A 25,378-nucleotide genomic window follows, 5' to 3' on the forward strand; every position below is an offset into this window, starting at 1 on the left:
AATGGCGGCAACGGGCCGTGCTCGCCGTCGAGACGGCGGGCATGGGGTTCATTCGCAGGGGAGCTCGGAGCCGTGCGGGGATGCAGGCCGCAATCTACAGGAAGGCAAGCGCGAATCTATGAAGGTTTGTATAGAACTTGTAGCGTGCCGCCCAGCCCATCGGCCAGGGCTTTGGTCTGAAAATGCCGCCAGGCTCGCCGGTGTGCGGCATTTGCAGACCTTATTCCGGAGCCAGCAGGCGCGCCGTGGTGGCGGCCTGCTGCACCAGCCAGCGCGTCACGATCTCGGCGTCGGGGGTGCTGCGGCGCGCGTTGCGCACCAGCCAGTAGGCGTGCTCGGTGGCGTCCGCCGGCTGGCCGCCGACCGTCGCCAGGCGCTTGTCCGCCAGCATGGGCGCGATCAGCGCCAGCCTCCCCAGTGCGATGCCATGGCCAGCCAGCGCCGCGTGCACGATCTGGTCGTACTGGTTGAAGCGCAGCATGCCCTTGGGCCGCACTCGCCCCAGGCCGCGCGCGTTGAGCCACTCCGACCATTGCAGCCAGGGCCGGGTGGGGTCGTCGAACTCCAGCAGCACATGGCGCTGCAGTTCGCGCGCATCCAGGGCGCGCGCCTGCAGGGAGGGATGGGCCACTGGCACCACCGACTCGCCGAACAGCCAGACGGCTCCGTCCGGCACGGTGTCGCGCAGGCTGTAGCGGATGGCGATGTCGACGCTTTCGCGGTCGATGTCGATGACCCGGTTGTCGGCCGCCACCCGCACGTCGATGTGCGGATGGGCGGCCTGGAAGTCGCCCAGGCGCGGCAGCAGCCACAGCGAGGCCACGCCGATGGTGGTGGTGACGGTGACTGGCGTGCGGCGTTCCGGGGCGCGCAATTGCTCGGTCAGGTCGCCCAACTGGCTCAGCCAGGTGTCGGCCATGCGGAACAGCTGCGCGCCTTCCGACGTGAACGACACGCTGCGAAAACCGCGCACCAGCAGCGGCACCCCCAGGTGGGCCTCCAGCGCCCGGATCTGGCGGCTGACCGCCGACTGCGTCACGTGCAGGTCCTGCGCCGCCAGCGTGATGCTCATGCGGCGGCCCACGGCGACGAAGCCTCGGACCAGATCAAGCGGGGGAAGTTTGGCCAGCGGGTATGACATTCGTAAAACTCATGCGTATGCGGCGGAAATGTCGCTTGTGCAATATAACGCCTGCGGCGTCCAATATGACTCAGGCGACGGGTGATGCGGTGGCCAGCCGCCCACGCCCGCCACGATGGCCGCCGTTGCGGCGGGGGGATGCGCCATGATCCGGTTATGTTGCACTGCGGGAATGTCATTTCGCCTGGCCCGGGGTTCGACTATGCTGCTCAGACGGGCCTCGGGCCTGCGCATCGAGTGCCACGCCGGCGCGCTCTGGCTATCCGAGTACCGCCGTCCGGACGACAGCGTATTGCAAGCCGGCCAGTCCATCATCGTGGGCAGCGATCGCGATGTCGTCCTCAGCGGCCTGCCGGATGCGCAGGTCGCCCTGGTTTCCCAGGTTCCCCAGCCGTTGGAGCTTTTGTCATGAATGCGTCCCTGCCCGCCACGCCCCGCCTCGAGATGTGGTTCGATTTCGCCAGCCCCTACAGCTACCTGGCGATCGAGCGCATCGGCGCCCTGGCGGCGCAGGCGGACGTGCGGGTCGACCTGCGGCCATTCCTGCTCGGCCCCATCTTCCAGGCCCAGGGCTGGAACGACACGCCATTCCGCCTGTTCCCCGGCAAGGGCGCCTACATGATGCGCGACATCGCCCGCCTGGCCGAAAAGTACGGCGTGCCCTACAACCGGCCGCGCCTGTTTCCGCGCATGAGCGTGCTGCCCGCCCGGATCGCGCTGCTGGGGCAGGACGAGCCCTGGGGCCGTGATTTCTGCCTGTCGGTGTTCCGCGCCAATTTCCAGCACGACCAGGACATCCAGGCCGAGGACGTGGTGCACACGCTGCTGACCGACCTGTCGCTCGACGCCGACGCGCTGATCGCGCGCGGCAAGTCCGAGGCCGCCAAGGAGGCGCTGCGGCGCCGGGTCGACGAGGCCCGCCACCTGGGACTGTTTGGCGCCCCGACCTTCCTGGTGGACGGCGAGATGTTCTGGGGCAACGACCGCCTCGAGGACGCCCTGGACTGGACCCGCCGCGCCCCTGTCGGCGCCTGGGCCGCCGCGGCCGGCTGAACCCGGCGCCCACCTTTCGATCATGGTTGCCGGCGCCGCGCGCCGGCACCGCAGAGTTTTTTCCGCCAACGCTTTTCCCGCAATGAAAAACAGCAGCAGTCCGCTACGCGGCGCACCCATGCCGGGTGGCCGTTCGTTCACGCAATTCCGCGCCGCGCGCATCCGCCGCGTGTCGTTCCAGTGGCGACAACAGGAGACCGCTGGCGCCGAGCCGGCCGCCAAGGGCGGCGGGCCGCGGCGTTCCTGACGCCCCGCCCGCGGCAGGCCGCGCGAAGCGCCGGTCTCAACCGCGCGTGACCGGCGCCACGGCGGCCCATTCCTCGTCCGAATACAGCCGCGAGCGCAGCAGGAAGCGCTTGCCCTCGGCGCTGTCGAGCGAGAACGCGCCGCCGCGTCCGGGCACGGCGTCGATGATGAGCTGGGTGTGCTCCCAATACGCGAACTGGTCTTCGCCCATGTAGAACGGGCAGCCCTCCAGTTCGCCCAGCAGCACGTCCGAGCCGCCGACCATGAACTCGCCCTGCGCGTAGCACATGGGGGAACTGCCGTCGCAGCAGCCGCCCGACTGGTGGAACATCAGCGGGCCATGCTTGGCGCGCAGGGTGTCGATCAGCGCGCGCGCCGCGTCGGTGGCGACCACGCGCGGGGTGGGTCCTGGCATGATGCAGCTCCCGCGACGCCACCCTGGCCCGCGACGGGCCGGCCCGGTATGGGCCGGCGCGGCACGGACCGGCGGGCGCCGCCCGTGGGTCAGAAGAAACCCAGTTTCTTGGGCGAGTAGCTCACCAGCAGGTTCTTGGTCTGCTGGTAGTGGTTGAGCATCATCTTGTGGTTCTCGCGGCCGATGCCCGACTGCTTGTAGCCGCCGAACGCCGCATGCGCGGGATAGGCGTGGTAGCAGTTGGTCCAGACCCGGCCGGCCTTGATGGCGCGGCCCATGCGATAGCAGGTGTTGGCGTCGCGCGACCAGACGCCCGCGCCCAGGCCATAGAGCGTGTCGTTGGCCAGCGCCAGCGCGTCGTCGGCGTCCTTGAACGTGGTCACCGCCACCACCGGGCCGAAGATCTCTTCCTGGAACACGCGCATCTTGTTGTGGCCCTTGAAGACGGTGGGCTGCACGTAATAGCCGCCTTCGAGCGCGCCCGGCAACTGCGCGCGCGCGCCGCCGGCCAGCACCGCCGCGCCCTCCTGCTTGCCGATGTCCAGGTACGACAGGATCTTTTCCAACTGCTCGGTGGACGCCTGCGCGCCCAGCATGGTGTCGCCGTCCAGCGGGTTGCCCTGCTTGATCTCGGCCACGCGCTTGAGCGCGCGTTCCATGAACCTGTCGTAGAGCGATTCCTGGATCAGCGCGCGGCTGGGGCAGGTGCAGACCTCGCCCTGGTTCAGCGCGAACATGACGAAGCCCTCGATGGCCTTGTCGAGGAAGTCGTCGTCCTGCGCCGCCACGTCGGCAAAGAAGATGTTGGGCGACTTGCCGCCCAGTTCCAGCGTCACCGGGATGATGTTCTGCGAGGCGTACTGCATGATCAGGCGGCCGGTGGTGGTCTCGCCGGTGAAGGCGATCTTGGCGATGCGCTTGCTGGAGGCCAGCGGCTTGCCCGCTTCCAGGCCGAAGCCGGTGACCACGTTGACCACGCCCGGCGGCAGCAGGTCGCCGATCAGTTCCATCAGCAGCAGGATGCCCAGCGGCGTCTGCTCGGCCGGCTTGAGCACCACGCAGTTGCCCGCGGCCAGCGCCGGCGCCAGTTTCCATGCCGCCATTAGGATGGGGAAGTTCCACGGGATGATCTGGCCGACCACGCCCAGCGGTTCATTGAAGTGATACGCCACGGTGTCGTGGTCGATCTCCGACAGCCCGCCTTCCTGGCTGCGGATGCACGAGGCGAAGTAGCGGAAGTGGTCGATCGCCAGCGGGATGTCGGCGGCGCGGGCCTCGCGGATCGGTTTGCCGTTGTCCCAGGTTTCCGCGGTGGCCAGGCGTTCGAGATTGGCTTCCATCACGTCGGCGATGCGCATCAGGATCTGCGCGCGTTCGGCGGCGGGGGTCGCTCCCCATTTGGGCGCGGCGCGGTGCGCGGCGTCCAGCGCCAGCTCGATGTCGCGCTCTTTCGAGCGGGCGTTGCGGGTCAGCACCTGGCCGGTGACCGGCGTGACGTTGTCGAAGTATTCGCCGTCGGCGGGCGCCTGCCATTTGCCGTCGATGAAGTTGTCGTACTGCGTCCTGAGGTCCAGGCGCGTGCCATAGGATTCGGGGGTGACGCGGGTCGCGATGTCCATGCTTGTCTCCGTATAGGTCGGTGTAACGGCAGTCGGGTGCCTGTTCCACATCAAGCAAACCGCGTGCCATGTGTGGGGACGCGGCTGGACAAGCGCGCTTGCCGCGTGCGAAAGTACCTTTCCACGCGCCGGCAAGGGGCGTGGGCGGCGGTTCGCCGCCACCGGGTGTCGCGTTTCGCGACACTGTCGCGGAACAGGTGTCGCAGAACACCGTCCAAGGAGACACGCATGGCCACTCAATCCCGTTGGCAGTCGCTGACGCACGCGCGCCAGCTGTTCAACCAGCAAGGCGTCGTGCCTGGCGGGCTGGTCGCCGAGCCCATCCTGCGCTCCTGGCGCCGCTGCGCCGACCTGGGTATCGACATGCGCGGCGCGCGCCGCGCGGAACCCATGACCGCCGCCGAATTGCGCGAGGCGCGCCAGCGCAATGAAGCCTTGCGGCGGATGTCCGAGCCGGCCATGTCCTTGCTGCGCCGCGAAGGCGGCAGCGACGGGCTGGTGATCCTGTCGGATGCGCAAGGCCTGGTGCTGGACAGCGACGGCGACATCGATTTCGCGCAGCGCGCCTCGCGGGTCGCCCTGATGCCCGGCGCGCCGTGGGACGAGGCGGCCGCCGGCACCAACGCCATCGGCACCGCGCTGGTGGAAGGCCGGCCCATCATCGTCGACGGCGCCGAACATTACTTCGAGCCGAACCGCATCCTGACCTGCGCCGCGGTGCCCATCACCGACAGCGAAGGCCGCATGCTGGGCGTGCTGGACCTGTCCAGCCCCGCGCGCGAAGTGCGGCCGGACGTGCTGGCGCTGGTGCGCGCGGCGGTCGACCTGATCGAACACCAGCTGTTCGATGCCGCCCATGAACCCTGCGCCGTGCTGCGCCTGCACGCCGACCGGTCCGGGCTGGGCACGCCGGCCGAAGCCCTGCTGGCCTTTCATGGCGACCTGCTGGTGGGCGCCAACCGTCGCGCCATGCAGGCGCTGGGCCTGGCGGCCACGGCGCTGGGCGTCTACCGCTACGCCGACCTGTTCGACGGCGACCTGGAACATGCGCCCGACGCGGCGGGGCGCGTGCATGCCCGTGGCGGCGCTGCCTACCACGCGCGGCTGCGCCTGCCCCGTTCTCGCGCGCCGGTCGCGCCGCCGCCGTCGCTGCGCCTGCCGGCCCCGCCGGCCCCGTCGGCGTTACCGACGCCGATCGCGCGCGGTGATACCGCCAGCTTCGACGCCGCCACCTTGGGCGCGCTGGCGCGGGCGGTGCACCTGTCGGATGCGGGCGTGTCGATCCTGTTGCAGGGCGAGACCGGCGCCGGCAAGGAGGTCTTCGCGCGCCAGCTGCATGCGCGCAGCCGCCGCGCCGCCGGCCCGTTCGTGGCGGTCAATTGCGCGGCGCTGCCCGAAAGCCTGATCGAATCGGAATTGTTCGGCTACGAGGACGGCGCCTTCACCGGCGCGCGCCGCCAGGGCAGCAAGGGTCTGCTGCGGCAGGCGCACGGCGGCGTGTTGTTCCTGGATGAGATCGGCGACATGCCGCTGGCGCTGCAGTCGCGCCTGCTGCGCGTGCTGCAATCGCGCGAGGTGTCGCCGCTGGGCGCGGCCCGGCCGGTGCCGGTGGATTTCACCTTGGTGTGCGCCACCCATCGGCCGCTGGCGCATGAAGGCGCGGATGCCCCGGTACGCGCCGACCTGTATTTCCGCATTGCCGAATACACCGTGACCCTGGCGCCGCTGCGCCAACGCGCCGACCTGCGCGAGTTGCTGCGCGCGCAATGGGCCGCGCAGGGCGCGGGACCGGTGTTGCCGGCCGGGATCGAGGAAACGCTGGTGCGCTATGCCTGGCCGGGCAACTATCGGCAGCTGGCGGCGGTGCTGCGCACCTTGCATGTGCTGGCGGGCGCGTCAGGCGTGGTCGAACACGACATGCTGCCGGCGGACATCCGTGGCGCACCCGCACAGCCGCCCGCGCCGCCGGCGGCCAGCCTGCAGGCGATGGCCGACGACGCGATCCGCGCGGCGCTGGCCGCGCACGGGGGCAATGTCAGCGCCGCGGCGCGCGCGCTCGGCGTGCATCGCAGCACCTTGTACCGGCGCGCGGCGGCGCTGGGGCTGGCGCGTCCACGCTGAACACGCCGCGCCGCGGTGCGGCTCAGCCGACCAGGCGCGCCAGTTCGGCGCCCGGGTCCGGGGCGCGCATGAAGGCCTCGCCCACCAGGAAGGCATCGACCTTGTGTTCGCGCATGCGCCGCACGTCCTGCGGCGTGAGGATGCCGCTTTCGGTGACGACGCGCTTGCCGGCCGGGATGCGCGGCAGCAGGTCCAGCGTGTTCTGCAGGCTGGTCTCGAAGGTGCGCAGGTTGCGGTTGTTGATGCCCAGCAGCGGCGTCTTGAGCGTCAGCGCCACGTCCAGTTCCTGGGCGTCATGCACTTCCACCAGCACGTCCATGCCGAGTTCCATCGCCAGGGTTTCCATCTCGCGCAATTGCGTGGGCGTCAACGCGGCCACGATCAGCAGCACGCAGTCGGCGCCCATCGCGCGGGCGGCGATGATCTGGTAGGGGTCGATCACGAAGTCCTTGCGCAGCACCGGCAGCGAGCACGCGGCGCGCGCCTGGCGCAGGTGGTCGTGCGAGCCCTGGAAGAACTGCACGTCGGTCAGCACCGACAGGCAGGCCGCGCCATGCACGGCATACGTGGAGGCGATTTCAGCGGGCTGAAAGGTCTCGCGCAACACGCCCTTGGACGGCGAGGCTTTCTTGATCTCGGCGATCACGCCGGCCTTGCCCTGCGAGATCTTGTCTTCGATGGCCTGGGCGAAGCCGCGCACGTCCTGGCGCGCCTGCGCCTCGCGCAGGACTTCGGCTTCGCTGCGCATCTGGCGCGCGGCGGCGACTTCCTCGACCTTGACGGCGAGGATTTTCGCAAGAATGTCGTTCATTTCTGGAATTTCCGGGTATATGCGCAGAAATCTTCCAGCTTGGCTCGCGCCGCGCCGGTGGAAATCAGTTCAAATGCTAGCGCTAACGCTGCGGGAATGGAATCGGCTTTATTGCCGGCGTAGATGGCGAGGCCCGCATTGAGCGCGACGATATCGCGGGCGGTGCCCTCGACATTGTCCAGCGCCTCTATGACAAGCTCGCGCGACTGTTCGCGATTGGACACCTTGATGCCGCGGTTGGACATCATGGATAGCCCGTAGTCCTCGGGGTGGATTTCGTATTCGCTGACCTTGCCGTCCTTGAGCTCGCCCACCATGGTGGCGCCGCCCAGCGAGGCTTCGTCCATGCCGTCCTTGCCATGCACCACCAGCACGTGGCGCGAGCCCAGGCGTTCCAGCACGCGCACCTGGATGCCGACCAGGTCGGGGTGGAACACGCCCATCAGCTGGTTGGCGGCGCCGGCCGGGTTGGTCAGCGGGCCGAGGATGTTGAAGATGGTGCGCACGGCCAGTTCCTTGCGCACCGCGGCCACGTTCTTCATGGCGCCGTGGTGCGCCGGCGCGAACATGAAGCCGATGCCGGTGGCCTGGATGCATTCCGCCACCTGTTCGGGGGTCAGCACCAGGTTGGCGCCCAGCGCTTCCAGCACGTCGGCGCTGCCGCTCGACGAGGACGCGCTGCGGTTGCCGTGCTTGGCGATCGGCACGCCGGCCGCCGCCGCCACGAACATGGCGGTGGTGGAGATGTTGAAGGTGTGGCTGCCGTCGCCGCCGGTGCCGCACATGTCCAGCAGGTCTTCGGGGTTGGGGGTGACCACCGGCGTGGCGAATTCGCGCATGACCTGCGCGGCCGCGGTGATTTCGCCGACCGTTTCCTTTTTCACGCGCAGGCCCATCAGCAGGGCGCTTGCGATCTGCGGCGACATTTCGCCGCGCATCAGCATGCGCATCAGGTGCAGCATTTCGTCGTGGAAAATTTCGCGGTGTTCGATACAGCGCGTCAGCGCTTCGGAGGGGGAGATCGTCACGGTGCGTCCTTCTTAGGCGAGGTTCAGGAAATTGCGCAGCAGGGCGTGGCCGTGTTCGCTGAGCACGGATTCGGGGTGGAACTGTACTCCGTACAGGGGCAGCGTCTTGTGGCGCACGCCCATGATGTCGCCGTCCGGCGCCGTGGCGGTCACGGCCAGGCACTCGGGCAGCGTCGCCGGGTCGATGGTCAGCGAGTTGTAGCGGATGACAGTGTACGGCGTCGGCAGGCCGGTGAAGATGTCCGTCCCGGTATGCGAGATGCGCACGGTCTTGCCGTGCATGATCTGCTGGGCGCGGACGATGTTGCCGCCATAGGCGGCGCCGATGGCCTGGTGGCCCAGGCACACGCCCAGGATCGGCTTCTTGCCGGCGAAGGCCTGGATGACGGGCACCGAGATGCCGGCCTCGGCCGGCGAGCACGGGCCGGGCGACACGCAGATGCGGTCGGGGTTGAGCGCGGCGATCTCTTCCAGGGTGATCTGGTCGTTGCGCGCCACGCGCACATCCTCGCCCAGTTCACCGAAGTACTGGACCAGGTTGTAGGTAAACGAGTCGTAGTTGTCGATCATCAACAGCATTTTTTTCTCCAGGCGGGCCGATTCGCGGCCCGGGGCGGTCATGGGGGGCGGCGGACGTCTCAGATGGGCTCGTCCAGGCCGTGCTGGACCTGCTCGGCGGCGCGCAGCACGGCGCGGGCCTTGGCCTCGGTCTCGGCCCATTCGGCTTCGGGGTTGGAATCGGCGACGATGCCGGCGGCGGCCTGCACGTACAGCGTGCCGTCCTTGATGACGCCGGTGCGGATGGCGATGGCCACGTCCATTTCGCCGCCGTAGCTGAGGTAGCCGGCCGCGCCGCCGTAGATGCCGCGGCGCACGGGCTCGAGCTCGTCGATGATCTTCATGGCCTCGACCTTGGGCGCGCCGGTCAGTGTGCCGGCCGGGAACGAGGCGCGCAGCACGTCCATGCTGCTCATGCCCGGGTTGAGGTTGCCGGTGACGTTGGACACAAGGTGCATCACGTGCGAATAGCGCTCGATCACCATGGTGTCGCTGACCTTGACCGACCCCACCTCGGCGACGCGGCCGACGTCGTTGCGGGCCAGGTCGATCAGCATCACGTGCTCGGCCACTTCCTTGGGGTCGGCCTTGAGCTCGGCGGCCAGGGCGGCGTCCTCCTCGGGCGTGGCGCCGCGCTTGCGGGTGCCGGCCAGCGGGCGGATGGTGACCTGCGACTTGGGCGCGCCGTCCACCACCACGCGCTCCTGGCGCACCAGGATCTCGGGCGAGGCGCCCACCACCTGGAAGTCACCGAAGTTCCAGAAGTACATGTAGGGGGAGGGATTGAGCGACCGCAGGGCGCGGTACAGCGAGAGGGGGGAGTCGCGGAAGGGCTTGGCGATGACCTGGCCGATCTGCACCTGCATCAGGTCGCCGGCGGCGATGTGTTCCTTGGCGCGGTGCACGGCCGCCAGGTAGTCTTCCTTCTTGAAGTCACGCCGCTCTTCGGTCTGCATGCTGGCGTGGCTGTAGGGGATTTCCACCGGGCGTCGCAGGCGCGCGCGCAGGTCGTGCAGGCGCTGCTGGGCGCGGCTGTAGCTTTCGGGCTGGCCCGGATCGGCGTAGACCATCAGGTAGATGCGGCCTGCCAGGTTGTCGACGATGACCAGTTCGTCCACGTGCATCAGCATCAGGTCGGGCGTGCCGCCTTCCATGCCGGCGGGGAACGGCTTGACGGCGGGGCCCAGGCACGGTTCGATGTGGCGCACGGTGTCGTAGCCGAAGTAGCCGGCCAGGCCGCCGCAGAAGCGCGGCATGCCGGGGCGCAGGGCCACCTTGAAACGGGCCTGGTACTGCTCGATGAAGGCCAGCGGGTCGCCGTCGTGGGTTTCCACCACCTTGCCGTCGTGCAGCACCTCGGTGCGGGTGCCGCTGGCGCGGATCACGGTACGGGCCGGCAGGCCGATGAAGGAATAGCGGCCGAAGCGCTCGCCGCCCACCACCGATTCCATCAGGCAGGTCATGCGGCCGGCCTGCGGGCCGGCATGGGCCAGCTTCAGGTAGATGCCCAGCGGGGTGTCCAGGTCGGCGTAGGTCTCGGCCACCAGCGGGATGCGGTTGTAGCCTTGGGCGGCGAGGGCTTTGAATTCGATTTCGGTCATGGCGGGTCTCGTGGGCGATGGGTATCTGCTTGGGACCAGGCACACAACAAAAAGCCCGGTCCAGGTTACTGGTTCCGGGCTTGGCTCTGTGTTCTACACAGTATCGGCGCTGGGAGGCGGGGACGCGTCCAGGGCCGGGAAGGGAATCATCGCCACCCGGAAGACAAACGCCACCAGCGCCACGAGGCGCCGAGCATTTGGTTCTGGATGGAAACGTTCATCAGGTGATAGCGGTTCGATGTTCAAGTGTGCCGTCAAGGGCGCGGACCCCGGCTTCAGGCCTGGGCTTTCGCGGCGTTCTGGTTTTGATTCCAGAGCTCCACCCACTGGGCGGCGTTGACGAGCGTGTCCACTATACCATCGACATCGAGCTCGCGCACGTCACGGCCTTCGTTGTAACCATACGGCACCACCAGCACCTGGGTGCCGGCGCTGCGGCCGGCCTGGGCGTCGTTGATGGAATCGCCGATGGTGACGGCCTCGGCCACCGTCACGCCCAGCAGTTCGCAGGCGTGCAGCACCTGGTCGGGGTCGGGTTTGCGGCGGGCGCAGGTGTCGCCGCACACCACCGCGTCGAAAAACCCGGCCAGCCCCGTGCGTTGCAGCAGCGGCAGGGTGAATTCGGTGGGCTTGTTGGTGACCACGGCCAGTTTCAGGCCCTGATCGCGCATGTGCTTGAGGCCTTCCATGACGCCCGGGTAAACCTGGGCGCGTTCGCCGTTGACCAGGTGATAGTGGCGGTAGAAGGCCTCGCGCGCCCGGGCGAAGTCCTCGGGCGAGGGGTCGGCGGCGTCCAAGCTGCCGGCCAGGCTGCGGCGCACCAGGTTGTCCACCCCCTTGCCGACGAAGGTGGCCACGACATCCTCGCGCAGCGCGATCATGCCGAGTTCCACGCGCATGGCGTTGGCCGCGAAGGCCAGGTCGGGGATGGAGTCGAGCAGGGTGCCGTCCAGATCCAGCAGCGCGGCGCGAAAGGGAGTCATGGCGGGGTTCCTCAGACGGCGGTGGTTTCGCCGATGGCGATCTGCTCGCGCATGGACTTGATGATGCCGGGGTAGTCGGGCTTGCCGAAGATGGCCGAGCCGGCCACGAAGGTGTCGGCGCCGGCGCGGCGGATTTCGGCGATGTTGTCGATCTTCACGCCGCCGTCCACCTGCAGCACGATTTCGTGGCCGCCGGCCTGGGTCCAGGCGTCGATGCGGGCGCGGGCCTCGCGCAGCTTGGCCAGCGCGCCGGGGATGAAGCTCTGGCCGCCGAAGCCGGGGTTGACCGACATGATCAGCACCAGGTCGACCTTGTCCATGACGTGGTCCAGGTACGACAGGGGCGTGGCGGGGTTGAACACCAGGCCGGCCTTACAGCCGTTCTCGCGGATCAGCGACAGGGTGCGGTCGACGTGGCGGCTGGCTTCCGGGTGGAAGCTGATGTAGTTGGCGCCGGCCTTGGCGAACATCGGCACCAGGGCGTCCACCGGCTCCACCATCAGGTGCACGTCGATCGGCACGGAAACATGGGGACGGATCGCCGCGCAGACCATCGGGCCGATGGTCAGGTTGGGCACGTAGTGGTTGTCCATCACATCGAAATGGATCCAGTCGGCGCCGGCGGCGACGACGTCACGCACTTCCTCGCCCAGGCGGGCGAAGTCGGCGGACAGGATGCTGGGGGTGATGCGGGTGGTGGTAGACATGGCGTTCGGGGTGGGTGAAGGCATAATGTGCCATTATTGCAGCTTGCTCGTGCCACACAGGAAAGGACTGTGAAACCCTACGACCTGAGCGTCTCTGTCACTCCGCGCTTCGTGCCTGAACAGTCCGATCCCGGCGAACAGCAATACGTGTTCGCCTATACCGTGCGCATCACCAATACCGGGGAGCATCCGGCCCAGGTGATCAGCCGCCACTGGATTATCACCGATGGCAACCAGCGCGTGCAGGAAGTGCGCGGGCTGGGCGTCGTGGGCCAGCAGCCCCTGCTGGCGCCCGGCGAGACCTTCGAATACACCAGCGGCTGCCCCCTGCCCACGCCGGTCGGCACGATGCGCGGCACCTATCATTGCGTCGGCGAGAACGGCATTCCGTTCGAAGTGCCGATTTCCGAATTCGTCCTGGCCATGCCGCGCACTCTGCACTGACGCGGGGCGCGGCCATACGTTGTACGGTTTTCCATCTGCTCATGAAGCGCATTCTTAGCCTGTCCGTGCTGTCGGCCCTGCTGGCGGCATGTACCACCACCTCAGAGATCCCGCCCGAATCCGGTGAATCCGGCGTTTCCGGCGCCCGCCCCGCGGCCGTCGACGGTCCGCTGGTGGTGCCGGCGCTGTCGGCCCTGCCCGATACGCCGCCGCGCGCCCTGGCCGGCAAATACAAAGCCGGCACCTGGGCCGAGATGCCGGGCTGGAGCAGCGACGACCTGGCCCAGTTCTGGCCCCTGTTCCTGCGCAACTGCAAGGGGCTGATGCGCCCGACCAGCGGCAACCTGGCCGCGCCCGCCCGCGCCACCCCGCGCGCCTGGCAGCCCGTCTGTGCCGCCGCGGCCGATCCGGCCCGGGCGCCCGCCGCCAACGATCCCGAGGGCGTGCGCCGCTTCCTGCAGACCTACCTGCAACCCTGGCGCCTGAACGCGGCCGACGGCAAGCCGGCAGCCAATACCGTCACCGGCTATTACGAGCCGCTGGTGCGCGGCTCGCGCCGCCAGGGCGGCAACTACCAATGGCCGCTGTACGCGGTGCCGGCCGACCTGTTGACGATCGACCTGGGCTCGGTCTATCCGGAACTGGCCGGCAAGCGCGTGCGCGGCAAGCTCGACGGCAAGCGCGTGGTGCCCTACGACACCCGCGCGGCCATCGAGTCGACCGGCCGCCGCCCGCCGGTGGTGGTGTGGGTCGACGACCCGGTCGACAACTTCTTCCTGCAGGTGCAAGGCTCGGGCCGCGTGCTGCTGACCGACGGCCCCGACAGCGGCAAGACCATCCGCGTGGCCTACGCCGACCACAACGGCCAGCCCTACGTGTCCATCGGCCGCTGGCTGGCGGACCGCGGCGAGCTGTCTGCCGACCAGGCCTCGATGCAGAACATCCGCGCGTGGGCGCAGCGCAATCCCAAGCGCGTGCCCGAGATGCTCAACGCCAACCCGGCCGTGGTGTTCTTCCGCGAAGAGCCGGTGATCGATCCCGAGCTCGGCCCCAAGGGCGCCTATGGCGTCAACCTGGCCCCGCGGCGGGCGATCGCGGTAGATGCCGGTTTCGTGCCGCTGGGCACGCCGGTGTTCCTGGCCACCACCTTCCCGGCCTCCGACCGGCCGTTGCAACGCCTGGTGTTCGCCCAGGACACCGGCACCGCCATCCGCGGCGCGGCGCGCGCAGACTTCTACTGGGGCTACGGCGACGAGGCCGGCCAGCAGGCCGGGCGCATGAAGCAACGCGGCCAGATGTGGCTGCTGTGGCCGAAGCAGGCCGGGGAGCCGAGCGCAAGATGACACACCAGATCGTGGTTTGCGGGGCCGGCATCGTCGGCCTGTCCTCGGCCCTAGCGCTGGCCCGCCGCGGCCAGCGCGTGGCCCTGCTGGCGCCGCGCACGACCGTGCCACCGGCCGATCCCAACCATTACCACGCGCGCGTCTACGCCATCTCGCCCGCCAGCCAGCGTTTCCTGGCCGAACTGGGCGTGTGGGACGCGATGCCGTCCGCGCGGCTGACGCCGGTGCAGGCCATGGAGATCCATGGCGACGCCGACGGCCTGGTGCACCTGAACGCCTGGCAGGCGGCCCTGCCGCAACTGGCCTGGATCGTCGAGTCCGGCGAGATCGAGCGGGTGCTGATCCAGGCGGTGCGCATGTTCGGCATCCCCTGGTTGGAAGACCGCTGCACCGGCTACCAGGCCGGCGCCATCGAAACCGAGAGCGGCGCCCGCATCCAGGCCGAGCTGTTCGTCGGCGCCGACGGCGCCGCGTCGCCGCTGCGCACCGCCGCCGGCCTCAAGCATGACGCCGTTTCCTACAACGACACCGGGCTGGTGGTGAACCTGGACGCCGAGCGCGCCCACCAGGGCACCGCCTTCCAGTGGTTCCGCGACGACGGCGTGCTGGCGCTGCTGCCGCTGCCGGACACGGCCGACGGCCCGCAGGTATCGATGGTCTGGTCGATGCGCGACGCGCAGGCGCGGGAATTGCTGGCCTTGCCCGCGGATGCGCAGGCGGCCCGCCTGGAATCGCTGTTGGAACATGCGGCCCAGGGCCGCCTGGGACGCCTGAAGGTGCGCAGCAAGCTGCATGGCTTTCCGCTGACGCTGGAGCGTGCCCAGATGGTGGCGCCCGGCATCGCGCTGGCCGGCGACGCCGCCCACCGCCTGCACCCGCTGGCCGGGCAGGGCCTGAACCTGGGGCTGGGCGACGTCGAGGCGCTGGCCCGCACCGTGGCCGGACGCGAACCCTACCGCCAGGCGGGCGACTTGCGGGTGCTGCATCGCTACCAGCGCGCCCGCGCCGAGCCGGTGCTGGCCTTGCGGCTGGCCACCGACGGGCTGCACAAGCTGTTCGGTTCGCATGCCACGCCGCTGGTGTGGTTGCGCAATGCCGGCATGCATTGGGTCGAGCGGGTCCCGCTGGTCAAGCGGCGCCTGATCGCCGGGGCCTCGACGAACTGAATCGCATCGGCCCGCGCCGGTCGATGCACTGACGCCGCCGGCCCGGCACGGAACCCGCAGGGCGCCGGGGGGTCTGATTCCGGCAAGCCCCCGGCCAGCCCCTTTCGTCGGATCGGTTACGCTTTCGGCCAACGAGGGCGATACGTCACGCTAAATACAGGAGTCCCCATGAATTTCCGTTTTTCCGCCACGCTGGCCGCCTGCTTCATGGCCGCGGGCCTGGGCCTGTCCGCCAGCGCTCAAGCGCAGGCAACGGGCGACAAGGCCGTTTCCACCAGCACGGTCGGCCAGGCGGGCAAGGGCAGCAAGAGCTATTCCACCACCCAGGTGGCGCCCGCCGATCCCGTGGCGGATGCGGTCAAGGAACGTTTCAGGCAGCGCTTCACCGGCATGGACGTGACCGCCGTGCGCCGCACGCCCTACGGGCTGTTCGAGGTGCAATTGGGCATGGACCTGATCTACACCGATGAAAAAGTGACCTGGGTGATGGAAGGTCCGCTGATCGACGCCATGACGCGCCGCGACGTCACCCGCGAGGCGCAGGAAAAGCTCGGTTCCATCCCGTTCGACCAGTTGCCGCTGGACCTGGCCATCAAGCAGGTCAAGGGCGACGGCTCGCGCAAGGTCGCGATCTTCGAGGACCCCAACTGCGGTTACTGCAAGCAGTTGCGCAAGACGCTCGAAGACGTCGACAACATCACCGTCTACACCTTCCTGTACCCGATCCTGTCGCCCGACTCCAACGTCAAGGTGCGTGACGTCTGGTGCTCGGCGGACCCGGGCAAGGCGTGGGACGACTGGATGCTGCGCGGCCAGAAGCCGGCCACCGCCAATTGCAGCGTGCCCGAGGACAAGTTGCTGGCGCTGGGCAAGCAACTGATGGTGCGCGGCACGCCCACGATGTTCTTCGCCGACGGCTCGCGCACCAGCGGCGCGTTGCCGCTGGACCAACTCAAGGCACGACTGAACTGACCGGCGCGGGTCGCGCCGGCCGGGCGGCTGGCGCAGCGAGCGCCACGCCACCCGGAGACTAACTTGAAAATCGCAATACTCGACGATTACCACGACGTCGCCAAGCGCTACGCGGACTGGGGATCCCTCGGCGGCGACGCCGAAGTGCGGATCTTCAACAACTTCATTCCCGACGAGCAGGTCGAGGCCACGCTCGCACCCTTCGAGGTGATCGTGGCCATGCGCGAACGCACGCCGTTCCCCGCCGGCCGCATCCGCGCGCTGCCGAACCTGCGCCTGCTGGTCACCACCGGCATGCGCAACAACGCCATCGACATGCAGGCCTGCGCCGCGCAGGGCATCGTGGTCAGCGGCGCGCCCGGCAGCGCCGACGCCAACACCGCCACCGCCGAACTGGCCTGGGCCCACATCCTGGGGCTGTTCAAGCACCTGCCCGCCGAAGACGCCGCCATGCGTCGGGGCATGTGGCAGACCGGCATGCCCGAGCCCCTGGCCGGCAAGCGGCTGGGCGTGCTGGGACTGGGCAAGCTGGGCGCGGCGGTGGCCAAGGTGGGCCTGGCGTTCGGCATGGACGTGGTGGCCTGGAGCCCCAACCTGACCGACGAGCGCGCCGCCGAGGCGGGCATCACGCGGGTCGACAAGCACGAGTTGTTCGCGACGTCCGACGTCGTCAGCCTGCACCTGATCCTGTCCGATCGCAGCCGCCACATCGTCGACGCCGCCGCGCTGGCCGCGATGAAGCCGACGGCCTACCTGGTGAACACGTCGCGCGCCGGCCTGGTGGACCAGGCGGCGCTGATGGACGCGCTGGTGAAGTTCCGCATCGCCGGCGCCGGGCTGGACGTGTTTCCCGACGAGCCGCTGTCGCCCACCGACAGCGTGCGCGACCTGGACAACGTCATCCTGACGCCGCACCTGGGCTACGTCAGCCGCGAGAACTTCGAGGCCTTCTACCGCAACGCGCTGGAGGCCGTGAAGGCCTGGCGCGATGGCCAGCCGGTGCGGGTGCTGAACGGCTGAGCGCCAGGGGGGGAGGCCCCCACGCCGCGCCTTCGGCTTGCTGCCCCCCAAGGGGGCGTTTTCATCTTGAGGCGGCTCGGCGATGAAAAAGGGCCCCCACGCGGCGCCTTCGGCTTGCTGCCCCCCAAGGGGGCGTTTTCATCTTGAGGCGGCTCGGCGATGAAAAGGGCCCCCACGCCGCGCTCAGCCGCGCGTGAAGGTCACTTTCTTTTCGACGATGCCGGCCGCGTCGGGCGTGGCGGGCGTGTCGCCACAGGCCTCGTCCGCGTCATCCGACGGATCGACCGCGTCAAAGGCGGTGTCGCCGTTGGCGTCCGGCACGCCGGTCGGCTTGAGGCCGACGAAGTCGAACAGGTCGCGGTCCATCAGGTGCGACGGCACCACGCGCGACAGGGCGTTGAAGACGTTCCACGAGCGGCCCGGGTGCTGCCTGTCCCATTCCTTGATCATGCGGCCGACTTCCTTGCGCTTCAGGTTTTCCTGGGAGCCGCACAGGTTGCAGGGAATGATCGGGAACTGCTTGAGTTCGGCGTAGGCGATCAGGTCGGTTTCCGGCACGTAGGCGAGCGGGCGGATGACCGTGTGGCGGCCGTCGTCGGACACCAGCTTGGGCGGCATGCCCTTGGCCTTGCCGCCGTAGAACAGGTTCAGGAAGAAGGTGCCCAGGATGTCGTCGCGGTGGTGGCCGAGCGCGATCTTGGTGGCGCCCAGCTCCGAGGCCACGCGGTACAGGATGCCGCGGCGCAGGCGCGAACAGAGCGAGCACATCGTCTTGCCCTCTTCGAGCACGCGGGTGACGATCGAATAGGTATCCTGCGTCTCGATGTGGAACGGCACGCCCAGTTCGGTCAGGTAGCGCGGCAGGATGTCGGCCGGAAAGCCGGGCTGCTTCTGGTCGAGGTTGACCGCGACCAGCTCGAACGGGAACGGCGCGCGCTTTTGCAGCTGGAGCAGAATGTCCAGCATGGCGTACGAGTCCTTGCCGCCCGACAGGCACACCATGACGCGGTCGCCCGACTCGATCATGTTGTAGTCGGAAATGGCGCGGGTGGTCTCGCGCGCCAGGCGCTTGGTGAGCTTGTTGCCTTCGTGGCGGGCCTTCTTGTCGTCGGGCCGGGTCACGGAGACGGCGCCGGTCGGCGCCACCGCATCAGTGGAGTCCGCCACGGCGCGGATGTCGGGGGAGGCGATATCGTTCATGGTCAACGCGAGATCTGGATTTCCACGCCCACCGCCGCACAGTCGGAGAAGGCCATGGGCTTGCTGATGCGCAGGCGCAGCGAGCGGATTTCATGGAAGTCGGCCAACAGGCGCGCGGCGACTTGTTCCACCAGGGTTTCGATCAGGTTCACGTGCGCCTGGGTGCATTCCTCGACGATGGCCTCGCGCAGGCGGCGATAGTCCAGCACGCTGTGGATATCGTGGTCGTCGACCGCGCGCTGGATGTCGACGTCGAACTCGGCGTCGACGTGCAGCGGTTGGGTGGCGCGGCGTTCGTGTTCGAGGATGCCGATGCGGGCGTCGAGCGCGAGCCCGGAAAGGATGATGCGGCGTGTGGGCATGATGAAAACCTGGGTGGAATCCCGGAATTGTAAGGCGGCGGCGGACCGGGCCGGCGCGCTGGCTACAATCCGGCCATGGCCGGGCGCCCGCGCGGGGGCGGCGACGGCAAACAAGGGATGAAATGCAACAGATGCACGATGCGGTCATTGTAGGGGGCGGCCCGGCCGGCGCCTCCTGCGCCCTCTGGCTGGCCCGGCTGGGCCTGGCGCCGCTGCTGGTCGAGGCCAGCGGCCGCCTGGGCGGCCTGAGCGTGGACAACCCCTTCGCCGACGACTGGATCGCGGTGTTGCCCGGCATGACCGGCCAGCAGGTGGCCGCCAATATCGATACCAGCGTGCGCGCCGCCGGCGTGCCGCTGCGCCTGGACACCCGCGTGACGGCGGTGCGGCCCTGCAAGGGCGGCATCGAGGCGACCCTGGTCGACGCCAATGGGGACGTATCGCAGACGCGCGGCCGCACCCTGGTGATCGCCTCGGGCGTGCGCGCCAAGGGCTTTCCGGAACATCCGCCGGGCGCCAGCTGGCCCGGCGTGTTGATCGGGCCGGGTTCGCCCATCGTGGCGCAGGATTACTCCGGCCTGTCGGTGGCGGTGCTGGGCGGGGGCGACAACGCCTTCGAAAACTACGTCTACGTGCGCAACCGCGGCGCCCGCGCCGTGCACCTGTACGCCCGCAGCGTGCGGGCGCAGCAGCAATGGGTGCTGCGCGCCGGCAAGGAAGGCGTGCGCATCGGCCCGTACCAGGTGGATCCGGCCACCCGCAGCGTGGACGGCCAGCGCTACGACCTGATCCTGGTGTTCTACGGCTGGGAGCCGCAGGCCGCGTTCGCCGACAGCCTGCAACTGGCGCGCGACGAGCGCGGCTACATCCGCACCGATTTCGCCACCGCCGAGACCAGCGTGCCGGACATCTACGCCATCGGCGAGGTGGCCCATCGCATGCATCCCTGCGTGGTCACGTCGATGGCGGACGGCGTGGTGGCGGCCAAGGCGATCCAGCGGCGCTGGGAACGGGCAGGGGAGTAGCTTCGCGTTCCCCCGGCCCTTGCAGGCCAGCCCTCGGTCCCCGGCGCGTTTCGTCCCCGGCACCGACCTGTCTTTTCTTCAGCGCGACAGGAGGAAGCCCAGCACCGCCTCGCGGAATTCATCGGGCCGCTCGATGTTGGACAGGTGCACGGCGTCCAGCAGCAGCCATTGCGCGCCCGGCACGGCCGCGGCGATCTGCTCGCCATGGCTGGCGGCGGTGACGGTGTCGTCGCGGCCCGCGATCACCAGCGTCGGTCGCGGGATCAGCGCAATGGTGCGGCGCAGGTCGGTGTCGCGCACGGCCGCGAACGCGCCCGCCAGGCCCTGCCGGTCGGTATTGAGCAGCATGTCGCGGAAGGTGTCGATCACCGGCCCGCCGGCGCGCAGCATCTCGGCCGGGAACCAGTTCGCCAGAAACGTCTCGGCGGTGTCCTTCATGTCCGGCGCCCGCAGCGTGGTGGCGATACGCTCGTCCCATTGCGGCGCGGGGCCGAGATAGGGCGACGTGTTGGCCAGGATCAGGCGGTCGATGCGTTCTGGCGCATGCACGCCCAGCCATTGGCCCATGATGCCGCCCAGCGACAGGCCGAGGAAGTGGGCCCGCGCCACGCCCAGCGCGTCGAACAGTTCGAGCACGTCGCGGCCGAGTCGGTCCAGCGAGTAGGGGCCTGCCGGCACGCTGGAAGCGCCGTGGCCGCGGGTGTCGAAGCGCAGTACACGGAAGTGGCGCGCGAGCGCCGGCGCCAGGTCGTCCCACATGTGCAGCGTGGTGCCGATGGAATTGGACAAGGCCAGCACCGGCAGACCGGCGTCGCCGTCCCAGCGGTAGGCGATGCGGGCGCCGTCGCCCGTGGTGATGAAGGGAATGTCGTCTTGCATGATGAGCGTCCTGTGTGAGGGAGAGGGCCTCGGGGCGGATGTCGCGCTCATCTGCCGGGCCGGCTACGTTGGAACAACGTGAACGGGATCGTAGTTGCGGCCAGGCGCCAAAGAAATTACAAAGTTCGCACAGACATTGTAGGAATTTCCGACATGAGCGAATTTACCTTGCACGACCTGCAGTGCTTTGACGCGGTGGTGCGCGAGGGCGGCTTCCAGGCGGCGGCGGAAACACTGCATCGCTCGCATCCCGCGGTCTTCGCGGCTGTCGCCAAGCTGGAGCGCCAGCTCGACCTGCAACTGCTCGACCGGGGCGGCTACAGGGTGAAGGCGACCCCGGCGGGCCAATCGTTTCATCGGCGCGCCCAGGCCTTGCTGCGCGAACTGGCCGGCCTGCGCGCGCATGCCGAGCAGTTGTCCATGGGCCAGGAAAGCGAACTGAACGTGGTGATCGGCGACTTCTGCCCGCGCCCGCTGCTGCTGGGCCTGTTGGGAAAGTTCTTTGCGCAGTGGCCGGCCACGCGACTGAACCTGCATTTCGAAGCCGTGACCGGGCCTTGGGAACGATTGCTGGAAGGCGATGCCGACCTGATTCTGCATCGTATGGAAGCGGGAGACGCGCGCGTCGAATGGCTCGACCTGGGCAGGGTGCCGTTCGTGCCCGTTGCCGCGCCCGGCTACCTGGCGCCGGCCAGGCGCGCCCTGCGGCCCGAGGACCTGCGCGACTACACCCAGTGCGTGATGCGCGACACCGCCCGCCATGCGCCGGCGCGCGACTTCTTCATGATCGAGGGGGCGCGCCAGTGCACGGTCGCGGACCAGGTGATGAAGAAAGAAATCATTCTGCAAGGACTGGCATGGGGGCACATGCCGCGCTTCCTGGTGGAAGACGAATTGAGAGACGGCCGCCTGCTGTCTCTGGCCAATCGCCATCTGCCCGGCAGCGTCGAGGCGCTGGCGGCCGGTCGGCGTGCCGACCGGCCGCAGGGGCCGGTCATGACGGGCTTATGGCAGGCGTTGCGTCGGCATGCGCCGGTGATACGTCAAACGGTCTCATCCGCGCGCAAGCGCAATCAGTGAGGTCGCTTGCCAGCGCGCGCCATCCGCGGCCGCAAAGCCGCGCCCGCTAAGGGAAAATACGCATGGCACGAGGCCGTGCGCTTCTTCAGAATGCCTTCCAGACGCAAGATCGTCTTCCAATTTTCGCCGACTGCCAGTGTTGCCAGTCAGGCGTAGGGCAAAAGGGCCCGAGCCGGAATTTCCGGCTCGGGCCTTTTCGTTTTCCGTTTGCACATCGTCTTCTTTCGAATGGCGCAATGACGCGTCGTGGGCGGAGCCTTGCCCGGAGAAACGTGCATGACGGTCGGACGGTTGTCGTCGTGATGTGGCTGCCTCTGGTGACCGCCCAATCCCGGGCGGCCAGGCCGCAGGCTTGCCTTCGCAAACGCACAGGAGCGTATCGATGAGCGCATACAACCGCCGCCGCTTTTTGCAGCACAGTGGTTCCATGGTCCTGCTGGGCGCCACGTCGGGGATGGCCGCATTGCCCCGCGCCGCGTTCGCGCAGGACGCCACCGTGAAACTCGGCCTGCTGCATTCCCTGTCCGGCACCATCGCCATCGCCGAGGCGTCGCTGGTGGACGCCGAGAAACTGGCCATCGAGGAGATCAACGCCGCGGGCGGCGTGATGGGCCGCAAGATCGAGCCGGTGGTCGAGGACGGCGCCAGCGAGAACGCCGTGTTCGCCGAGAAGGCCCGTAAGCTGCTGGACCGCGACAAGGTCGCGGCCATCGTCGGCTGCTACACCTCGGCCTCGCGCAAGGCGCTGCTGCCGGTGCTGGCGCGCAGCAAGGGCCTGCTTTACTACCCGACCTACTACGAAGGGCAGGAGCAGGACGCGCGCGTGTTCTATCCGTCGCAGGAAGCCACGCAGTCGGTGATCGCGGCGGTCGAGTGGATGGCGCGCGAGAAGGGCAAGACCTTCTTCCTGGTGGGCTCGGACTACATCTATCCGCGCACCTGCAACAAGATCGCCAAGCCGGCCATCGCGCACATGGGCGCCAAGGTGGTGGGCGAGGAATACGCGCCGCTCGGCCACACCGAGTTCTCGTCCATCATCAACAAGATCAAGGCCGCCAAGCCGGAATGCATCTACAGCACGGTGGTGGGTGGCTCCAACGTGGCCTTCTACAAGCAGTTGCGCGCGGCCGGGCTGGACGGCACGCGGGTGGTGCTGCTGTCCACCGTGGTGTCCGAGAACGAGATCGAGGGCATCGGCAAGGACAACGCCGCCGGCTACTACGCCTGCATGGGCTATTTCCAGAGCCTGAAAAATCCGGCCAACGAGAAATTCGTCAAGGCCTTCAAGGCCAGGTACGGGCAGGACCGCGTCATCGGCGATCCGATGGAGGTGGCCTACAACAGCGTCTACCTGTGGAAGCTGGGCGTGGAGAAGGCCGGCTCGTTCGATCCCGACAAGGTCATCGCGGCCTCGGCCGGCCTGACGCTGGAGGCGCCCGAGGGCACGGTGCGGGTGCACGAGAAGAACCACCACGTGTGGAAGAAGGTGCGGGTCGGCCGCGCCCGGCCCGACGGCCAGTTCGACGTGGTGTGGGAATCGGCCGACCTGATCGAACCCAATCCCTTTCCCAAGCTGTAAACGGACCCGCCCGGCCCTGGCGGCGTCGTCGCCGGGGCTTGCCATGCGACATGGAACGCGATCATGAACATCGACATCGCCGCAATGCAGCTATTCAACGGCATCAGCCTGTTCAGCATCCTCCTGCTGATGGCCATAGGCCTGGCCGTGGTGTTCGGCCTGATGGGCGTCATCAACATGGCGCACGGCGAGCTGATGGCCATGGGCGCCTACACCACCTACCTGGTGTCGGTGGCGTTCCAGCACTGGGCGCCGGGGTGGATGGACGTGTACCTGTTCGTGGCGATTCCGTTGGCGTTCCTGGTGACCTCGGCGTTCGGCTACCTGCTGGAACGCGGCTTCATCCGCTGGTTCTACAACCGGCCGCTGGATACGTTGCTGGCGACCTGGGGCCTGAGCCTGATCCTGCAGCAGGCCTACCGCTCGATCTTCGGCGCGCAGGAGGTCAGCGTGCCGCTGGCGTCGTGGCTGAGCGGCGCCTGGGAGCCGACGCCCGACCTGCAGTTCCCGCTGAACCGCATCTTCATCCTGGGACTGACGCTGCTGGTGGCGCTGGGGGTCTATCTGCTGCTGTACCGCAGCGCCTGGGGGCTGCGGGTACGCGCGGTGACGCAGAACCGCGCCATGGCGGGGGCCGTCGGCATCAACACGCGGCGGGTCGACGCGCTGACGTTCGCGTTGGGCTCGGGCCTGGCGGGCATCGCCGGCTGCGTCTTCACCATGATCGGCTCGACCAATCCCGGCACCGGCCAGCTGTACATCGTCGACTCGTTCATCGTGGTGGTGTTCGGCGGCGTGCAGAGCCTGCTGGGCACGGCGTTCTCCGGCCTGGCGATCGCGCAGTCGCAGACCACGCTGGAATACCTGATGAGCGGCTCGATGGCCAAGGTCACCATCCTGGTGCTGGTGATCGCGGTGCTGTATTTCCGCCCCAACGGGCTGTTCGCCACCAAGACGCGAGGATGACGCGATGAAGGCATTGCACCGCAGGACCGAAGAGATCGCGCTGGCGCTGGTGGCGCTATTGATCCTGGCCGTGTTGCCGCTGGCGCTGGACCCGTTCCGGCTCAACCTGGTCGGCAAATACATGGCGTTCGCCTTCGTCGCCATCGGCATCGGCATCGTGCTGACCTGGGGCTACAGCGGGGTGCTGAGCCTGGGGCAGGGCATCTTCTTCGGCCTGGGCGGCTACATGATGGCCATGTTCCTGAAGCTGGAGGCGTCCGCGCCCGACCTGCCCGATTTCATGGTGTGGAGCAGCGTCGACAGCCTGCCGGTCTGGTGGCTGCCGTTCCATTCGCTGGGCTGGACGCTGCTGCTGATCGTGGCCTTGCCGGGCCTTGCCGCCTACCTGTTCTCGCTGGCGATCTTCCGCAAGCGGGTCAGCGGCGTGTACTTCGCAATCGTGACCCTGGCGCTGGCGATGACGCTGACGGTGCTGATCATCGGCCAGCAGGGCGACACGGGCGGGGCCAACGGCATCACCGATTTCCGCACGCTGCTGGGCTGGGACATCGTCGGCGACGACGGCAAGCTGGCGCTGTACCTGATCGAGGCGGCCGCGCTGACGCTGGCCATGCTGGCGGCGCTGGCGATCGTGCGCAGCCGGCTCGGCAAGATTCTCATCGCCATCCGCGACCGCGAGGACCGCGTGCGCTTCTCGGGCTACGACACGGCGCACGTGAAAGCCTGCGTGTTCTGCGTGGCGGCGGTGCTGTCGTCCATCGGCGGCGCGTTTTTCACCTTACAGGTGGGGCTGATCTCGCCGGGGGCCATCGGCGTGGTGGCGTCGATCGAGATGGTGATCTATGCCGCGGTCGGCGGCCGGCTGTCGATCCCGGGCGCGGTGGTCGGCGCGCTGCTGATCGGCTTTCTCAAATCCTATCTGTCCGAGACCTTTCCCGAGATCTGGCTGTACTTCCTGGGCGCCATCTTCATCGTGGTGGTGGTGGCGATGCCCAACGGCCTGGCCGGGGTGGTCAGCCAGTTGCAGGCGCGCCGCACCGCCGGAGGTGCGCGATGAGC

The 25,378-nt window shown here is 68.5% G+C and carries 25 protein-coding genes; 13 read left to right on the plus strand and 12 right to left on the minus strand.

Going from position 1 to position 25,378, the window contains the following annotated elements; all coding sequences use genetic code 11:
- Positions 1-220 precede the first annotated feature (220 nt).
- On the minus strand, positions 221-1,141 hold the full coding sequence (locus tag DK459_RS09175) for a LysR substrate-binding domain-containing protein (RefSeq protein WP_047993076.1): 921 nt from the start codon (positions 1,139-1,141) through the stop codon (positions 221-223).
- 172 nt (positions 1,142-1,313) lie between these two features.
- Here DK459_RS09175 and DK459_RS09180 point away from each other — a divergent pair, with 172 nt between their 5' ends.
- Entirely contained in the window at positions 1,314-1,553 is a 240-nt protein-coding gene (locus DK459_RS09180; RefSeq protein WP_080564186.1) for a DUF2917 domain-containing protein, read from the plus strand.
- The gene (locus DK459_RS09185) at positions 1,550-2,194 is read left to right on the plus strand and encodes a 2-hydroxychromene-2-carboxylate isomerase (RefSeq protein WP_006384404.1); all 645 of its coding nucleotides are present in this window, start codon (positions 1,550-1,552) and stop codon (positions 2,192-2,194) included. Before DK459_RS09180 ends, DK459_RS09185 begins: the two co-directional genes overlap by 4 nt.
- A gap of 283 nt (positions 2,195-2,477) precedes the next feature.
- On the opposite strand, the gene DK459_RS09190 is transcribed toward DK459_RS09185, so the two are convergent.
- Both DK459_RS09190 and adh read right to left on the minus strand, forming a co-directional pair.
- Positions 2,478-2,855, minus strand: a complete 378-nt coding sequence (locus DK459_RS09190) for a DUF779 domain-containing protein (protein ID WP_024067524.1) — start codon at positions 2,853-2,855, stop codon at positions 2,478-2,480.
- A gap of 89 nt (positions 2,856-2,944) precedes the next feature.
- On the minus strand, positions 2,945-4,474 hold the full coding sequence (gene adh / locus DK459_RS09195; RefSeq protein WP_006384406.1) for an aldehyde dehydrogenase: 1,530 nt from the start codon (positions 4,472-4,474) through the stop codon (positions 2,945-2,947).
- Between the two features lie 228 nt (positions 4,475-4,702).
- Here adh and DK459_RS09200 point away from each other — a divergent pair, with 228 nt between their 5' ends.
- Positions 4,703-6,595: a sigma-54-dependent Fis family transcriptional regulator gene (locus DK459_RS09200; RefSeq protein WP_054448594.1), complete on the plus strand. Its 1,893-nt coding sequence runs from the start codon at positions 4,703-4,705 to the stop codon at positions 6,593-6,595.
- 22 nt (positions 6,596-6,617) lie between these two features.
- Here DK459_RS09200 and trpC read toward each other — a convergent pair whose 3' ends face one another.
- The 6 genes from trpC to rpe all read right to left on the minus strand — a co-directional run bounded on the left by trpC (position 6,618) and on the right by rpe (position 12,307).
- On the minus strand, positions 6,618-7,406 hold the full coding sequence (trpC, locus tag DK459_RS09205; protein ID WP_020925475.1) for an indole-3-glycerol phosphate synthase TrpC: 789 nt from the start codon (positions 7,404-7,406) through the stop codon (positions 6,618-6,620).
- Positions 7,403-8,434, minus strand: coding sequence for an anthranilate phosphoribosyltransferase (trpD, locus tag DK459_RS09210; RefSeq protein ID WP_006386729.1), 1,032 nt, complete (start codon positions 8,432-8,434; stop codon positions 7,403-7,405). Before trpD ends, trpC begins: the two co-directional genes overlap by 4 nt.
- A gap of 12 nt (positions 8,435-8,446) precedes the next feature.
- Positions 8,447-9,013, minus strand: a complete 567-nt coding sequence (locus DK459_RS09215) for an aminodeoxychorismate/anthranilate synthase component II (protein WP_006392505.1) — start codon at positions 9,011-9,013, stop codon at positions 8,447-8,449.
- A 59-nt stretch (positions 9,014-9,072) separates the two neighbouring features.
- A complete protein-coding gene (gene trpE, locus DK459_RS09220) occupies positions 9,073-10,593 on the minus strand; it encodes an anthranilate synthase component I (RefSeq protein WP_024067527.1) in 1,521 nt (506 codons plus the stop codon).
- Positions 10,594-10,868: 275 nt separating this feature from the next.
- Complete coding sequence (locus DK459_RS09225; protein ID WP_026385137.1) at positions 10,869-11,576, minus strand: phosphoglycolate phosphatase; 708 nt, start codon at positions 11,574-11,576, stop codon at positions 10,869-10,871.
- An 11-nt stretch (positions 11,577-11,587) separates the two neighbouring features.
- Complete coding sequence (rpe, locus tag DK459_RS09230; RefSeq protein ID WP_006386733.1) at positions 11,588-12,307, minus strand: ribulose-phosphate 3-epimerase; 720 nt, start codon at positions 12,305-12,307, stop codon at positions 11,588-11,590.
- Positions 12,308-12,352: 45 nt separating this feature from the next.
- On the opposite strand from rpe, the gene apaG reads away from it, so the two are divergent.
- The 5 genes from apaG to DK459_RS09255 all read left to right on the plus strand — a co-directional run bounded on the left by apaG (position 12,353) and on the right by DK459_RS09255 (position 17,228).
- Positions 12,353-12,727, plus strand: a complete 375-nt coding sequence (apaG, locus tag DK459_RS09235; protein ID WP_006386734.1) for a Co2+/Mg2+ efflux protein ApaG — start codon at positions 12,353-12,355, stop codon at positions 12,725-12,727.
- 41 nt (positions 12,728-12,768) lie between these two features.
- Positions 12,769-14,070: a murein transglycosylase A gene (locus tag DK459_RS09240; protein WP_020925472.1), complete on the plus strand. Its 1,302-nt coding sequence runs from the start codon at positions 12,769-12,771 to the stop codon at positions 14,068-14,070.
- On the plus strand, positions 14,067-15,236 hold the full coding sequence (locus tag DK459_RS09245; protein ID WP_006386736.1) for a UbiH/UbiF family hydroxylase: 1,170 nt from the start codon (positions 14,067-14,069) through the stop codon (positions 15,234-15,236). Before DK459_RS09240 ends, DK459_RS09245 begins: the two co-directional genes overlap by 4 nt.
- 207 nt (positions 15,237-15,443) lie before the next feature.
- Positions 15,444-16,208 carry a DsbC family protein gene (locus tag DK459_RS09250; protein ID WP_370445593.1) on the plus strand — a complete coding sequence of 255 codons (765 nt, stop codon included), beginning with the start codon at positions 15,444-15,446 and terminating at the stop codon, positions 16,206-16,208.
- 63 nt (positions 16,209-16,271) lie between these two features.
- Entirely contained in the window at positions 16,272-17,228 is a 957-nt protein-coding gene (locus tag DK459_RS09255; RefSeq protein WP_054439383.1) for a D-2-hydroxyacid dehydrogenase family protein, read from the plus strand.
- A 183-nt stretch (positions 17,229-17,411) separates the two neighbouring features.
- On the opposite strand, the gene ttcA is transcribed toward DK459_RS09255, so the two are convergent.
- Positions 17,412-18,428: a tRNA 2-thiocytidine(32) synthetase TtcA gene (gene ttcA, locus DK459_RS09260; protein WP_233256785.1), complete on the minus strand. Its 1,017-nt coding sequence runs from the start codon at positions 18,426-18,428 to the stop codon at positions 17,412-17,414.
- Positions 18,429-18,430: 2 nt separating this feature from the next.
- Positions 18,431-18,790, minus strand: a complete 360-nt coding sequence (gene folB / locus DK459_RS09265) for a dihydroneopterin aldolase (protein ID WP_006386740.1) — start codon at positions 18,788-18,790, stop codon at positions 18,431-18,433.
- Positions 18,791-18,912: 122 nt separating this feature from the next.
- Between folB and DK459_RS09270 the strand changes: the two genes are divergently transcribed.
- Entirely contained in the window at positions 18,913-19,815 is a 903-nt protein-coding gene (locus tag DK459_RS09270; RefSeq protein ID WP_006386741.1) for an NAD(P)/FAD-dependent oxidoreductase, read from the plus strand.
- 78 nt (positions 19,816-19,893) lie between these two features.
- Here the strand turns inward: DK459_RS09270 and pcaD are convergent, their stop codons facing one another.
- Entirely contained in the window at positions 19,894-20,694 is an 801-nt protein-coding gene (pcaD, locus tag DK459_RS09275) for a 3-oxoadipate enol-lactonase (protein ID WP_110134651.1), read from the minus strand.
- Between the two features lie 153 nt (positions 20,695-20,847).
- Between pcaD and DK459_RS09280 the strand changes: the two genes are divergently transcribed.
- The 4 genes from DK459_RS09280 to urtC all read left to right on the plus strand — a co-directional run bounded on the left by DK459_RS09280 (position 20,848) and on the right by urtC (position 25,376).
- Positions 20,848-21,774 (plus strand): LysR family transcriptional regulator, encoded by a 927-nt coding sequence (locus DK459_RS09280; RefSeq protein WP_006386743.1) that lies wholly within the window; start codon positions 20,848-20,850, stop codon positions 21,772-21,774.
- A gap of 382 nt (positions 21,775-22,156) precedes the next feature.
- Positions 22,157-23,353 (plus strand): urea ABC transporter substrate-binding protein, encoded by a 1,197-nt coding sequence (gene urtA, locus DK459_RS09285; protein WP_049051505.1) that lies wholly within the window; start codon positions 22,157-22,159, stop codon positions 23,351-23,353.
- A gap of 63 nt (positions 23,354-23,416) precedes the next feature.
- On the plus strand, positions 23,417-24,319 hold the full coding sequence (gene urtB, locus DK459_RS09290) for an urea ABC transporter permease subunit UrtB (protein ID WP_006386745.1): 903 nt from the start codon (positions 23,417-23,419) through the stop codon (positions 24,317-24,319).
- 4 nt (positions 24,320-24,323) lie between these two features.
- A complete protein-coding gene (gene urtC, locus DK459_RS09295; RefSeq protein ID WP_110134652.1) occupies positions 24,324-25,376 on the plus strand; it encodes an urea ABC transporter permease subunit UrtC in 1,053 nt (350 codons plus the stop codon).
- The last annotated feature ends 2 nt before the right edge of the window (positions 25,377-25,378 follow it).

The organism is Achromobacter sp. RW408, assembly GCF_003184165.1.
GTDB lineage: Bacteria > Pseudomonadota > Gammaproteobacteria > Burkholderiales > Burkholderiaceae_B > Achromobacter > Achromobacter xylosoxidans.